The 13,732-nt window shown below is 61.0% G+C and carries 9 protein-coding genes and 1 pseudogene; 9 read left to right on the top strand and 1 reads right to left on the bottom strand.

Features of this window, described 5'->3' with window-relative positions; genetic code table 11:
- The first annotated feature begins 115 nt into the window (after positions 1-115).
- From PLN84_RS10900 to ilvB, 8 genes and pseudogenes are all read left to right on the top strand, one after another.
- Positions 116-1,144 (top strand): XRE family transcriptional regulator, encoded by a 1,029-nt coding sequence (locus tag PLN84_RS10900; protein WP_299953256.1) that lies wholly within the window; start codon positions 116-118, stop codon positions 1,142-1,144.
- A 9-nt stretch (positions 1,145-1,153) separates the two neighbouring features.
- Positions 1,154-1,651, top strand: coding sequence for a hypothetical protein (locus PLN84_RS10895; RefSeq protein WP_299953253.1), 498 nt, complete (start codon positions 1,154-1,156; stop codon positions 1,649-1,651).
- Positions 1,652-1,816: 165 nt separating this feature from the next.
- Positions 1,817-5,875, top strand: coding sequence for a RecQ family ATP-dependent DNA helicase (locus tag PLN84_RS10890; protein WP_348532069.1), 4,059 nt, complete (start codon positions 1,817-1,819; stop codon positions 5,873-5,875).
- A gap of 145 nt (positions 5,876-6,020) precedes the next feature.
- Positions 6,021-6,173 carry a hypothetical protein gene (locus PLN84_RS10885; protein WP_292385491.1) on the top strand — a complete coding sequence of 51 codons (153 nt, stop codon included), beginning with the start codon at positions 6,021-6,023 and terminating at the stop codon, positions 6,171-6,173.
- 552 nt (positions 6,174-6,725) lie between these two features.
- Positions 6,726-7,214, top strand: a pseudogene (locus PLN84_RS10880) (thiamine pyrophosphate-binding protein); the annotation flags it as partial.
- A gap of 172 nt (positions 7,215-7,386) precedes the next feature.
- Entirely contained in the window at positions 7,387-8,709 is a 1,323-nt protein-coding gene (locus PLN84_RS10875; protein ID WP_300020399.1) for a PDDEXK nuclease domain-containing protein, read from the top strand.
- Positions 8,710-8,904: 195 nt separating this feature from the next.
- The gene (locus PLN84_RS10870; RefSeq protein WP_292385487.1) at positions 8,905-9,150 is read left to right on the top strand and encodes a type II toxin-antitoxin system MqsA family antitoxin; all 246 of its coding nucleotides are present in this window, start codon (positions 8,905-8,907) and stop codon (positions 9,148-9,150) included.
- A gap of 310 nt (positions 9,151-9,460) precedes the next feature.
- Positions 9,461-11,137 carry a biosynthetic-type acetolactate synthase large subunit gene (gene ilvB, locus PLN84_RS10865; RefSeq protein ID WP_300195451.1) on the top strand — a complete coding sequence of 559 codons (1,677 nt, stop codon included), beginning with the start codon at positions 9,461-9,463 and terminating at the stop codon, positions 11,135-11,137.
- A gap of 191 nt (positions 11,138-11,328) precedes the next feature.
- Here the strand turns inward: ilvB and PLN84_RS10860 are convergent, their stop codons facing one another.
- Positions 11,329-12,660 (bottom strand): hypothetical protein, encoded by a 1,332-nt coding sequence (locus PLN84_RS10860; RefSeq protein WP_299953262.1) that lies wholly within the window; start codon positions 12,658-12,660, stop codon positions 11,329-11,331.
- Between the two features lie 838 nt (positions 12,661-13,498).
- Here PLN84_RS10860 and PLN84_RS10855 point away from each other — a divergent pair.
- On the top strand, positions 13,499-13,732 hold a 234-nt coding region (locus PLN84_RS10855), incomplete at its 3' end, for a response regulator (RefSeq protein ID WP_348532068.1).

Below are 13,732 nucleotides of genomic sequence, written 5' to 3'. Positions count from 1 at the left end.
TGTTCGGTAGAGCAACCATTCCAGAACATATATATACGAAGATCGCGAGGTATCCTTTAGTTTACAAAATACCCGGATATCTAGATATCGTAAACCCCTGGTGTGGTGAGACCGGATGACCATTGGAGAACGGATTAAATCTGCACGCATCGGCGCGGGCATGAGCCAGAGGGCTCTGGCCCGGGAGATGGGCCTGAGTGCCATGGCGATCTCGAAGTACGAGAGCGGTGAAATCGTCCCGAGATCCGGGCTCATCATTCAACTGAGCGAGATCCTGAGGGTGAGTGTCGACTACTTTTTCCGCTCCATATCGGTGAACCTCTCGCAGCCACAGTACCGGTGCCGGAAACCGCTGAAGAAGAAAGAGGAGAGCCTTGTCCATGCACAGGTCCGGGAGTGGCTCGAAAGATACTTCGAGATTGAACTGATCCTGGGCGAGGAGAAGATCCTTACGCTCCCCTCCAAGGAGAACTGCCGCATAACAACCCTGGACGAGATCGAAGACGTGGCCCAGAGGGTCCGTGATGAGTGGGACCTGGGGCTGGACCCCATCGAGAGCGTCATGGACGTGCTGGAGCAGCACGGCGTTAAAGTCGGCGTCATCGAAGCCACGGATAAGTTCGACGCCCTGACGTTCTACTACGACGGTTCCACGCCCGTTATCGCCGTAAACAACGATATGCCCGGGGACCGCCAGCGGTTCAACCTCGCCCACGAACTCGGTCATCTCCTGCTCCGGATCGAGGGAGACGTTGATGAGGAAGCGGCAGCCCACCGGTTTGCCGCTGCGTTTCTTGTGCCGAAGAAGATGGCGTTCAGGGAGCTTGGGGAGCAACGCCGGAACATATCCCCGCGGGAGTTCTATGTCCTCAAGCATAAGTGGGGGATGAGCATGAGTGCCTGGCTCCACCGGGCTGCCGACCTCGGGATTATACCGGAGGGCACGTCGGAACGCCTCTGGACCCTCTTCAATAAGAATGGGTGGCGGCAGAAAGAGCCTGGAGACCCGTTGCCGCCGGAACATCCGACGCACATGAAACTGCTGGTGCTTCGTGCGTTGAGTGAGAAAAAGATAAGTCAATCGAGAGCTCAGGAACTCCTCGGGGGAGAACAGCCACTCGAGCGGTGTATAGAGTCATTCTAGGCGATACCTGTGAGGGATGTCCGGTTCCGGTGTTCTGTCGATGCAAACTACATCTTCGACCTGGATGCCGGCGGTCTCCTCGATCGTCCCTCACGCCTCGGCTACACTTTCCTCATGACGAACTTCATCGCCCACGAGATCAAGACCGTTCCCATGGAGAGATTACGGCGTTGCGGCCTCGAGATCGTCGACCTGGAGCCCGGACAGGTTTCGGAGATCTATGAACTTCTCCGGATTCATCAGGGGCTCTCTTACAGAGGCATTTCTGCATTCATCCTGGCACGGGATACGTGCTCCGTGCTGGTGACGGGCGACGGCCGTTTACGCACGATGGCCAAAGAGAACGGCGTAGAGTGCCATGGAACATTGTGGATACTGGATGCCCTTGTGGACGGCGGTATTCTCAAGGGAGCGCATGCCGCGGATGCCGTGAGAACGATGCAGGCAAACAGCCGGTGGCTCCCGAAGAGAGAATGCGAGGCGCGAGTGAAGAAGTGGGACATGTAAGTCCAATCGTTCTCGTTGGTCGTAGATCTCTCACGGCCCACAAAACCAGAGGCCTTATCTATCCTGCCCCGGAAAGGTCTCATACAGGTAAACGGACTCCTGAGGGATACCACAATGCAGCAAAACGGGTGCCCATGGCTCGGATCGTATTCAGCCGCGGCATACATGGCCGATGGCGTCGCCCGGCTGCTCGCCGAGCCGCCGGCATTCGCCTCTTCGGACATACGGCGGTACGCACACTACCGGAGCGGGTTCACTCTTCCATGGTCGGTGCCTGTCGGCTCGGAGAAGCACGAGGTGATCGGCCCGGTCCTTGGCAAGATTGCCCAGCGCGGGATCCCTGCTCCCTGCAGCCTCCGGGTCGAACGATACGTTCTCAACGAGGCAAGAACCGCCGGGCTCCTCGAAGTTGACGAAGAGACGGACACGGGGGCGTTCGTGTTCCGGTGCACACCGCGCAGGGAAGATCTTGCCGATCTGCTATATGCTAGCTGCATCCCCGAGTTGCTGCTCGACGAGCATGAGGTAGACGCCCTCCTTGAGCGCTACAGGTCGCTCTGCACCCCGCCGGAAGAGGCGTTCTTCAACATGCTCCTCGATGGACTCCCCGATCCTCGCCTCGGCCTGCTCTTCCTGCCGCAGCGCCTCATGGACTCGATGGGGGTATCGGGCCACCACGACGAGCGGGTCGACTTTGCGCTGGAAGTGCCGGACCATCAGGAAGGCTGGCTCAGGCTGGTCATCGAGATCGACGACAGCAGCCACACGTTTGAGCAACTATCAAAAGACCGGAAGCGCGACCTGGACCTCAGGGCTGCCGGGTGGGCGGTCTACCGGTTCCCCCCCGGAAAGAGGGCGGGGTGGCAGGAGAAACTCGAGCCGATCGTGGAAGGGATATCGAGAGCCGTACCCCGGAAGATGCTCTCCGCTGCCGCGACAACGCGCCGCATGGACCCCCGGACACGGGCGGCGCTCTGCAACCTCATCATGCTCCCGGTCGCCGAGGCGCAGATCGCCGCCGCGGTGGCGCAGATCCTCCATGCCGGGGGCAGACGCTCGCTCCGAATCGCGAATCCCCAGGCTCTCCCCCTTGAACCGGTCGTTGCCGCGGTCCAGGAGATGCTGAGCGCGATCACCGTGCTCCATACGCCTGACGACCCGGTGATGCTGACCCTCGTTCCCGGCACAGACCCCGATGCCGATCTGGTCTACTACGGGTATCCCTCGGCAGCGGCGTGGGACGCACTTGCCGCCAGAAAGAGCGTCGTCGTGGCACCCTGCCCGGTCAGGTCGGAGTACGTCGAGCCGTTCACCCCGGCCTCTCCTCGTGCGGTTGAGTTTGCCATGCTCAGTGCCGATGCGGTGAACGCGAGCCTCGACCACCTGCTCCAGAATGTCTTCCGTAAAGTGGCGTTCAGGCCGAAACAGCGGGAGATCATCATTCGGGCACTCTCGCTCCGGCCGGTCATCGGCCTCCTCCCCACTGCCGCCGGCAAATCGCTCTGTTATCAGCTCTCCTCGCTCCTCCAGCCGGGGTTCACCTTCATCGTCGACCCGCTCCGGTCGCTGATGATCGACCAGAAGAGCAGCCTGGAAGCGATGGGGATCCACCGCTGCCACACCTTCATGAGCGGAGCAGGTGATGCCGATACGAAAGACGCCGAGCTCCGTCAGCGTGGATACCGGAAGATGGAGCGGGGCGAGTTCCTCTTTGTCTTCAATTCTCCGGAACGGCTCCAGATCCCGGAGTTCATCAACCTGGTCAACCGGCAGATGGACAACATCACCTACTGCGTCGTCGACGAGGCGCACTGCGTCAGCGAGTGGGGACACGACTTCCGGCTCGCCTACATGAACGTCTGGCGGAGGATGGGCGAGCATGCGGCCAGAAAGCCCGTCCTCATGGCCCTGACCGGCACCGCCTCGCAGAACGTCCTCGTCGATATCCGGCATATCCTGAGGATCTACGAGCCGGAAGCGGTCATCGAACCCTCGACGTTTGACCGCCCGGAACTCACCTTTGAGGTTCACCGGGTATCAGGGGCTGACCGGATACAGGGTCTTGCAGAGATCCTGCAGAACCTTCTCCATGACCCTTCCCTTGCTTCCGGGGGCGCTCCCGGCGGCCTTATATTCTCCAATTTTGTCGGAGGAGATGTTGGGGTGACCCAGATTGCGGGGGAACTCGCGAGCAGGCTCGGCCGCGATATTCCGAAATACGCCGGGAAAGCACCTGCCGGCGTCGATACGGATCGATGGGAGCAGGAGAAAGCGAGACTGCAGGTCGATTTCAAGAACGACCGGATCCCCCTCCTGGCCTGTACCCACAGTTTTGGGATGGGGATCGACAAACCGAATATCCGGTTCACCATCCACACCATCCTCCCGAGGTCGCTCGAGGACTTCTACCAGCAGGCCGGGCGTGCAGGCCGCGACGGCAAGCCGGCCCGGTGCGTGGCGGTCTTTGCAGATGAGATGCCCGGGCAGGCGGATATTCTTCTGGATGTTGAGAAGACACCGCACGATGCGCTCGTCTCCCGGTCCGACTACAGCCTCAGCCGGAAGGAAGACGCCGTGAGAAACCTCTGGTTCCTCCGGGAGACGTTCCCCGGCACAGAGCACGAACAGCGAGCGCTCTACTATACCATTTATAAAATCCTCCGGCCGCAGGTGCCCTACTCGGACGACACAAAAAACTTTGAGTATTCTATATGGGATTTTCCGCAACAGTTTGCTGCCACCGGTAAGCCTGGCGAAGTGTCCGGCGAGGATCTCAAGAGGACGTTTGAGATGGCGCTCCACCGCTGCTACCTTACCGGGGCAATAACTGATTATGCCTACGACTATACCGGGAAGCGGTTCCGCATCGACCTCAAACGCACGGATCCCGGCGCCATCTATGCCCGCCTCAGAGGGTATCTCGGCAAGCGGATGACCGAGAGCGAGGTGAACGCCCTCTTCCGCGGAAGGGTCCTGAAAGGTACCTACCCGGAAGCCGCGTACGACGCGGGATGCATTCTTATCGACTACTTCTACGAGGCGATCGAGAAACGGCGAAGGCGTGCGATCCTCCACATGCTCCAGGCCGCACGGGACGGCGTGGAGCAGGGGCCGGCGGCGTTCCGTGAGGCGCTCCTCACGTATCTTGAGGCGTCAACATTCACCGAGGCCGTCAAACAGGTTGCACGGAGCGACGATCACCGCCTCTGGCTGGCGGAGCTTGACCGGGTGCAGGGCATGGACGACCTCACCCAGCTCCTCGGTGCCTGCCGGAGGCAGCTTGAAGAGTATCCTTCGCATCCGGGCCTCCTGATCCTGGCCGGATTCTGCCGGGCTGCCGGTATAACCCCGGAAGATGGCATGAAGGATATCGCTGAAGGTTTCCGGAACCTCAACCGGAGGCAGGTGACATCAAATGTCCGGGGAGAGGTGGAGGATGCTGTCATCAGCCACACCCGGCGGCTGATGCCCTTACGCGAGCCCGACGTAAGCAGGGCGATATGGGCGGGCTCCGTTCCAGTCGTCAGTCCTGGCTTCTGTGATCCTGAACCGTTCGACACGTATGAGGAGCAGCAACTCATGCGGGAGTTCGAGCGGATTGAGGAGTTGTATGCGGCCGCTCCCGGTCTCCGTATCCCGGAGTCCAAGGGCCGACAAGCATCTGAGCAATCAGCGGGACTGTATACGGGATTATGGGACGAAGAGAAGCTTGATGGGGAAGACTTGGACTTCATGGACCCTGACGTTGCCATTCAGATTGACGAGCGACGCCAGAAGATCCGATACCTTCAGGGCCTGCTGTTCGATACTCAGTGGCAGGGATCAGTAGAACCCGAGGCCTGCGACGAGGCCATCCTGGACGAGATTGATGCGCTGGAGGAGGAGATCGCTGATCTCGAGTATTCCGAGGAATGCGGTGCATTTGATGAATCCGATGAATTCGATGATGGCTCTGACGATCTCGATGAGGCTGATCTTGCATTTATAGAAGTGAGTAATCTCATCGAGTCCGAGCAGCGGCGTATTCGACATTATGAAATGCAGTTTGGGGTTGTTGAGGACGAGCGCCGATGGCGGCTGATGGAGGTGATCCCCCGATTGAAACCTACTGTCAGAGAGCAACCGAAGCCGGCCGGCCAACCCGGGGCTGCATCCGATGCTACCGGGCACCGCCGGCGCCAGACGCGTGGTGAGGGGGATCCAGCGCAAAGATCATCAAACTAAAACCGGTGTGCCCGGTCCTCTGTACTTATCCAATCCCGCCCCGGTGTCGAAGTTCTGAGTACTAATCCTGATTAGTACTAATCACGATTAGGATCCCGTCGACCGCCAGACCGGGCATGCCCAACTCGAAACGGGGTGGCGCCTCGTGCAGAAAGCGGAGCACGTCCGGCACGATCCCTACCCCAACGAGCGCTTCTGCCTCATCGCGGGCGGCGTCGAGGGAAAGGACCGGCTCCGCGGGGAGGGGTTCCTCGCCTACGATCTCACTGACATCGAGGCGGCGTGCAGCGCCGGGTAGGCCGCGGAAGGGACAAACCAGCATATCCCGATGAAGAAGTTTGCCGAATACCCCGCTGGTGTGTACTTCCACCCAGCCCATCCCGGCAGCCCGCATGCCCTTCCCGATCCCACACCCCCGACCCCAACACATTTAACTACTCCCGGGCTCACCGGGGGCCGCAACCCCGGCTGCAGATGGGGTAGGAGAGCGGGTGCGGACACCCGCTCCGCGGACAGAGCACGTCCTCTCCTGTGCCGGCCGGAGAATGGCCGCTCCGGCCTGCACGCATCCTGGAGGACCGGGTGTCACAGGGTATCTGGCGAAGGCGCGTGGGGTTCCAGCCCCCCGAAGCCGCTCCCGATTCATTCATATCCCCGGAGGGCATATACTCCGGCGTGGTGGACAACCATGACGGATCGTTTTGTACAGCCGCTGCATCCGTGCCGATGGGCACACAGCGGAGAGGGTTTGTGAGCAGCCTGCTCACCTGAAGCGGACGCGCTCAAACGACTATTCTTTAACATTCCTGCCTCCCGGAGACGGACGTCTCCCGGCCGAGGTGGTCGCATGCTGAAGACCGGCGCAGGCATCCTGCTCGACGGACTTACCGAACAGGGGGTGACGACCATCTTCGGCTACCCCGGCGCCGCGGTCCTCTCGATCTACGACGAACTCTGCGACTCGGCCATCCGGCACGTCCTCGTCCGGCACGAGCAGGCCGCGGCGCACGCGGCCGACGGTTACGCACGGGCGAGCGGCAGGACCGGGGTCTGCCTCGCGACGTCCGGCCCCGGCGCCTGCAACCTCGTCACGGGGATCGCGACCGCTTACATGGACTCGGTGCCGATGGTCGCGCTGACCGGCCAGGTCCCGACGACGTCGCTGGGGCTCGACGCCTTCCAGGAGGCGGACATCACCGGGATCACCGCTCCGATCACCAGGCAGAACTACCTCGTCAAACGGACGGAGGATATCGCCGGGGTCGTCCGGGAAGCGTTTTCCGTCAGCCGGACGGGGAGGTGCGGGCCGATTCTCGTCGATCTTCCCCGCGACGTCCTCGCGAACCGGATCGAGCGCGACGGCCGGCACCCGGAACCGGTGGGAAACGCTCATGAGGCCGCGTTCGGCCACAGGCGCAACCGATGGAAATCCCGAAGGGTGACAACCGCAGGTATGTCGTGTTTGGGATCACGGCAATCTGAACTCCGTTTCCGATTCCGAGGGGATTTTCATGGGAAAAAAGTGCCGGATCACATCGCATTACGGCCCGGAGATCAAATTGACAACCCTTTTGTATGCACCCTCAAATGGTACTATTCGTAACTGCGGAGACTCGATGGCTATAACCGGCGCCGACCGGTGGGTAAAGTTTTCGGATTGCCCGGACATTCCGCACCAGGCTGTTGTATCGGTGCGGATATTGTCGTTCAGGGAGAGAATAAGCCGTTTGAGGAGACCTATGGGGAATATGCGCCACAAAAGAGATCCGTCCGGCAAAGGCGAGAGTACCAAATCCGGGCTTGAACCTGTTCCGGATGAACTGATCACCGACATCAGGCACCTCGTCACCGAAGCCCGATCCGCAGTTGCCGCCACCATCAATGCAGGGCTGACACTGCTATACTGGCGTGTCGGAAGACGGATCCGCGGGGAGGTGCTCGGTAACGAGAGGGCAGAATACGGCGAGAAGATTGTGCACGCACTGAGTGCACAATTGAAAAGTGAGTTCGGGGAGGGTTTCGGCAGACGCAACCTCTTTAATATGATTCGATTTGCCGAAGTGTTCCCCGATGAACAGATCGTGAGATCCTTCGCACCCTACCTGAGCTGGACGCACCTGCGGCAGATTATCTACATCGACGATCCCCTGAAACGTGATTTCTACGCGGAAATGTGCCGGGTCGAGCGATGGAGCACCCGGACTCTGCAGAAGAAGATCGACTCGATGCTCTTTGAGCGGACTGCCCTGTCCCGGAAGCCCGAGGTCCTTGCACAACAGGAACTCTCGGCTCTACGTGAGGAAGATCGGATGACACCGGATCTGGTCTTCCGCGACCCTTACATCCTCGATTTCCTGCAGCTTGAGGATACATACAGTGAGAACGATCTCGAAGCGGCCATTCTCCGGCAGATTGAGCAGTTCCTGCTCGAACTTGGCGCCGGATTTACCTTCGTTGCACGACAGAAACGTATGGTGATCGGAAATGAGGACTTCTATCTCGATCTGCTCTTCTTCCATCGGAAACTTCGCCGCCTCATCGCTATAGAACTCAAGATCGGGCATTTCAAGGCCGAGTATAAAGGGCAGATGGAGCTGTACCTGCGATGGCTTGAGAAATATGAGAGAGAAAAAGGAGAAGAACGACCGCTCGGGCTGATCCTCTGTGCGGGTGCGAATCAGGAGCAGGTGAGCCTCCTCGAACTCGATCGATCGGGCATCCACGTTGCCGAATATCTTACCGAGCTTCCGCCCCGCGAGCTGCTGGAGCAGAAATTGAAGGCTGCAGTGTATCTGTCACGGGAACAGTTTTCCGTGAGGGAGGATAAGAGATAGTCCCGAAGCGATCCCGATGTTTTGCTCGCTCAATCCGTATCTCCCTTCGGAGAGGCCTTTTTTGCCAAAGGGATTATATGTGACCACGCATATCATGCAGTACCCGGGATCTGTGACGACCATCTTCGGGTCATAACCGCCAACATACCGGGCGATGAACACTGGAGCGATACGCGGAACTTGGAGGAAGAAAAAGTGACTCCGGAAAGGTGCACGTTTTGTAAAGGAACACTGCACGAGGGAAAGACCGAATTCATCGCACAGGTCGGGGACGAGAACATTGTCATCAGGGATGTCCCGGCACTCATCTGCGACCGTTGCGACGAGGCGTATTACACCGTAGAGGTCTCCCGGAAGATCGATGCCGTGATGAGGGACGTCCACAGCGGCAGGCTCTGCTGCCGGCCCCTTGCGGCGGGCGAGGTTGAACTCACCGGGTGAGATGTCCGACTACTAACCCTGGACGCGAGCACAATCAGTCCCGGTCATCGGGTTGTGGGTGTCGGGGGCAGTTGACATGGATTCATATCCCCCGAGAGCAAATACTCCGGCGTGGTGGACAACCATGACGGATCGTTTTGTACAGCCGCTGTATTGCAGCGGAAAGAATTTGTGATCGGCCGGACCCTGTTCCGCTGAAACGTGAACGCTTTTACGACGATTTTACTGCACTCTGCACTGCCCCGCTTTTCTATCGCGGGGATCGCCCGATCCGGGACCCTTTCGCCGGCTCGCCCCGGGTGATCGCATGATCCGGTCCGGCGCGGGCATCCTGCTCGACGGACTTACCGAACAGGGGGTGACGACCATCTTCGGCTACCCCGGCGCCGCGGTCCTCTCGATCTACGACGAACTCTGCGACTCGGCCATCCGGCACGTCCTCGTCCGGCACGAGCAGGCCGCGGCGCACGCGGCCGACGGTTACGCACGGGCGAGCGGCAGGACCGGGGTCTGCCTCGCGACGTCCGGCCCCGGCGCCTGCAACCTCGTCACGGGGATCGCGACCGCTTACATGGACTCGGTGCCGATGGTCGCGCTGACCGGCCAGGTCCCGACGACGTCGCTGGGGCTCGACGCCTTCCAGGAGGCGGACATCACCGGGATCACCGCTCCGATCACCAAGCAGAACTACCTCGTCAAACGGACGGAGGACCTTGCCGGTATCGTCCGCGAGGCCTTCTCGATCAGCCGGACGGGGAGATGCGGCCCGGTCCTCATCGACCTGCCGCGGGACGTTCTCGAAACCCGGATCGAGCATGACGGCGAAGACCGGGGAACGGTCACGAAGAGGGCCTGCCGCCCGGTCCTCCGGGGACACCGGGTCCAGATCGAGAAGGCCGTCGCGGCGCTCACAGCGGCCGAGCGGCCGGTTATCTACGCCGGGGGCGGGGTCGTGGCCTCGGGGGCCGCAGCGGAGGTCGTCGCGCTCGCGGAGACCCTGCTCATCCCGGTCACGACGACCATGATGGGGCTCGGGCTCATTCCCGGCGACCACCCGCTCAACCTCGGCATGCCCGGGATGCACGGGACGAGATACGCGAACACCGCGCTCACGGAGTGCGACCTCCTCTTCGCCGTCGGCGCACGGTTCGACGACCGGGTCACCGGGCGGATCGAGACCTTCGCGCCCGGTGCAACGGTCGTGCAGATCGACATCGACCCGGCCGAGATCGGGAAGAACAAGCCTGTCGATATCCCCATCGTCGGCGACGCGAAGGCCGTCCTCGCGGAGATTGTCGGGAGCCTGCGGAAACGCGGGGGACACGATGCCTGGCTTCGCCGGATTGCGGGGGAAAAGAGGGAACGCCCCCTCCGCTCTCCTGCCGGCGACGGCCTCCACCCGCAGCAGATCATCAGGGATCTCTGCTCGCTTCTTGCCGGCGCCGGGATCATCGCGACCGAGGTCGGCCAGAACCAGATGTGGACGGCGCAGCACTACTGTTTCCGGCGGCCCCGGTCGTGGATATCGTCGGGCGGCCTGGGGACGATGGGCTACGGCCTTCCCGCGGCGATGGGAGCGCACTTCGCCCGCCCGGACGAGACGGTCTGTCTTGTCGCCGGCGACGGCAGCCTCCAGATGAACATCCAGGAGCTCGGCACGATCGCCCAGTACGCCATCCCCCTCAAGATCCTGGTCCTGAACAACTGCTACCTCGGCATGGTCCGGCAGTGGCAGGAACTCTTCTACGACCGCCGATATGCCTGTACCGATCTTCCGCCGGTGGATTTCGCGAAGGTTGCCCGGGCCTACGGCATCGAGGGCGAGACCGTTCTGGCCGGTGAGGAGGTGAAGAGTGCGCTTTCACACGCACTCGAGCATGCCGGCCCCTACCTCGTCGATTTCAGGATCGAGCGGGAGGAGAACGTCTTTCCCATGGTTCCCCCGGGTGCCGCGATCAACGCCATGATCGATCCCGGTGCGGGGTGAACCGCCCGACCCCTCTACTTCTCCGGACGGCCCCGGGCAGCGATGCCGGGCCCGGGGGTCAGCCTCTCCGCCAGGGGGATACGGCGTTCCCGATGACGCAATCCGGGCCGGGGAGGGGATGCGGGTCCGTCCCGGCACCGGGATCGGACCTGCACCGCTGTGGGGCAGCCGGTGCTTATGATGTGCCCGTATCACCTGCCGTCAGCGGTCTTTACCGCGATAGCGTCAGGTTCGTCGGGATTCACGCAGGCTGTCAACCCGCGAGCGGGGTTCCCGGCTACCGTCCACCCCGGCAGCGACGGGTCTCCCTGCCACTGGAGGACGGCGGTCATGGTGGGAGCGTTGCCCGAACCCGGTGACGATGTCTGTATCGGACCGGGCTGTATCTGATCCGGCTGCGGTGGAGGAGTCTGTATCGGGGTGGGTTGTACGGGCGTGGTCTGTCCCGGAGCAGGCGGCGACCCCCCGGGCACCTCCCGGGTATAGATGTCCCACCACCCGGTGTTGTTGCCCATCCAGACGACCACGCCACCGGAGATCTCCGGGAGAGACTGGTAATACGGGTCCTGTGTGATCGGCGTCTCCATCCCGGTGCTGATATCGTAGAGGTAGATGTCAAGGTTTCCGTTCCGCCAGTCCGAGTAGACCACGTAGTTCCCGTCGACCGCGACCGCATCGGGGCTTGCGGATTCATCGGTCACCTGCGTGATGTTCTCCGTCGACAGGTCGTAGAGGTATACGGCCGTCTGGTTGCCGCGGGCGTTGATCCAGGCGATGCGGGTGCCGTCGCTCGACACATCAGGATAACTATCGTCACCGTCATCCCCCAGAAGTCTTATCATCGGCAGATCCGGGGACGCCACGGCGATGTCAAGGTCTCCTCCCTCGGTCTCATTATCCGCCCAGACCATCGTGTTCCCCCCGGCATCGGCCAGGAGTTGCTCATACGGATCGTCCGTCACCTGCGTGATGTTCCCGCTTGTAATCTCGTAGAGGTAGACATCGCCCAGTTCGTCTCCATCTATCCAGACAACGAACTCTTCCGAAACACCCGGGTATCCGGGCGCTCCTGAGCCGTCTGTCACCTGCTGCAGTCTGCCTGAGGCGATGTCATAGAGGAAGACGATATCTGATTCCGCCTGCGGGTCTACTCCTGTCCAGACGACGTTGTTCCCGGCGATGGCAAGTTCATACGACAGGCCGATAGGAGTCGACGTCGAACCGGACAGGGTTGAAGTGTTTCCCGATGGGATGTCGTAGAGTTGCACCGAGGCAGACCTGTCGTCGTACCAGACGATGCTGTTCCCGGATACCACCGGAAACAGCTTATCTCCGGGTCCGCTTGTAACCTGTATCTCGTCACCTGCCGGGGCGCTCTCCGGGGTCCGGGTGGGCTGCACCGCCGGCGGCCGGGGAGGCCCGGTCGTCGGCGATTGCGGAGGCCCGGTCGTCGGCGATTGCGTGGGCCCGGTCGTCGGGGCCGTTGGGGGAGCTGGGGGAGTTGGGGTAACCGTCGGTTCCATCGGCAGTTGCGTAGGTCCGACCGTTGGATCCGTCGGAAGTTGGGCTGGAGGCCGCTCCGTAATGCCGACTACCGGCAGTCGCGTCGGCGACGGTGTCGGCGTTGGTGGTTCCGGCGGTGCTACCAATGTCGGCTGATCGGGCTGCACGGGGGAGATGACCTGTGCCGACGCGAGTCCCGTCGCACAGATGACGGCGATGACGATGATAGCGACGGTCATCGCCCTGAAAACGATACTGCTCATACGTTTCACCTTCCTCAACTGTTGATCGGCTCTCCGTCTCTCTTCCGGGGGAGGGCCATGTGCATGGCGACCAAGGTCCCGCGCGTGACCGTTCAGCGACAGGTGAGTGGTGAACGTACTGTTCCCGAAGAAGTTCGCCGCGCCGCGTATACGCATCTTTCGTTGACCGTTCTCAAGAGAGACAATCTGCCTGCAGGTGGTGTAGGGTGAAGCATCCGCGGTATCGGTGATCCCATGCCGCGGCGTGATAGAAGGGAGAGTATATATACGTGACTCCCTCCGTCTCCGGGGGGGTACCCGGGCAGGAGAGAGCCCCTCGATGTCATGGCAATGACTGCGTCTGGTTATCCCTTTCTGATCGTTTAAGGAACTCCTGGATAGCGAGGACAGCGAAATGAAATATTTCTGATAAATTTTTCTGAATTGGGCGATGTCATTCACGGAAAAAAAAATGAAACACATATATTGTGATGTAACCTGTTATACATTACGAACACCATTGATCTCTCTGGGAGAGTACAGAGGACGAATACTGGTAATCCTTCTCCCGGCGGTACCCTGCATCTCGACAGAGAGGTTTCAGAGGGATGGTAATGTGATATCGGTCATCTACGTCGACGATGAACCCGATCTCCTTGAACTTGTCCGGCTCTTCCTGGAGCGATCGGGAGAGTTCCAGGTCGCGACCTCGGCATCGGCACGGGACGCTCTGGCCAACCCTGCACTCCGCTCCTACGACGTCATCATCTCCGATTACCAGATGCCGGGTATGGACGGGATCGCGTTTTTAAAGGCTGTCCGGGAGCAGTTCGGCGACCTTCCTTTCATC

Origin of the sequence: Methanoculleus sp., from assembly GCF_035363275.1 — an archaeon.
Lineage (GTDB): Archaea > Halobacteriota > Methanomicrobia > Methanomicrobiales > Methanoculleaceae > Methanoculleus.
The sequence above is the reverse complement of the archived record's forward strand: the minus strand, read 5'-3'. Positions and strand labels throughout refer to the sequence as shown.

Excerpts from the sequence above, each read along its gene's own strand:
- PLN84_RS10900 (WP_299953256.1), top strand. The coding sequence starts at position 116 with ATGACCATTGGAGAACGGATTAAATCTGCACGCATCGGCGCGGGCATG.
- PLN84_RS10890 (WP_348532069.1), top strand. The coding sequence starts at position 1,817 with ATGGCCGATGGCGTCGCCCGGCTGCTCGCCGAGCCGCCGGCATTCGCC.
- PLN84_RS10875 (WP_300020399.1), top strand. The coding sequence starts at position 7,387 with ATGGGAAAAAAGTGCCGGATCACATCGCATTACGGCCCGGAGATCAAA.
- PLN84_RS10860 (WP_299953262.1), bottom strand. The coding sequence starts at position 12,660 with ATGGAACCGACGGTTACCCCAACTCCCCCAGCTCCCCCAACGGCCCCG.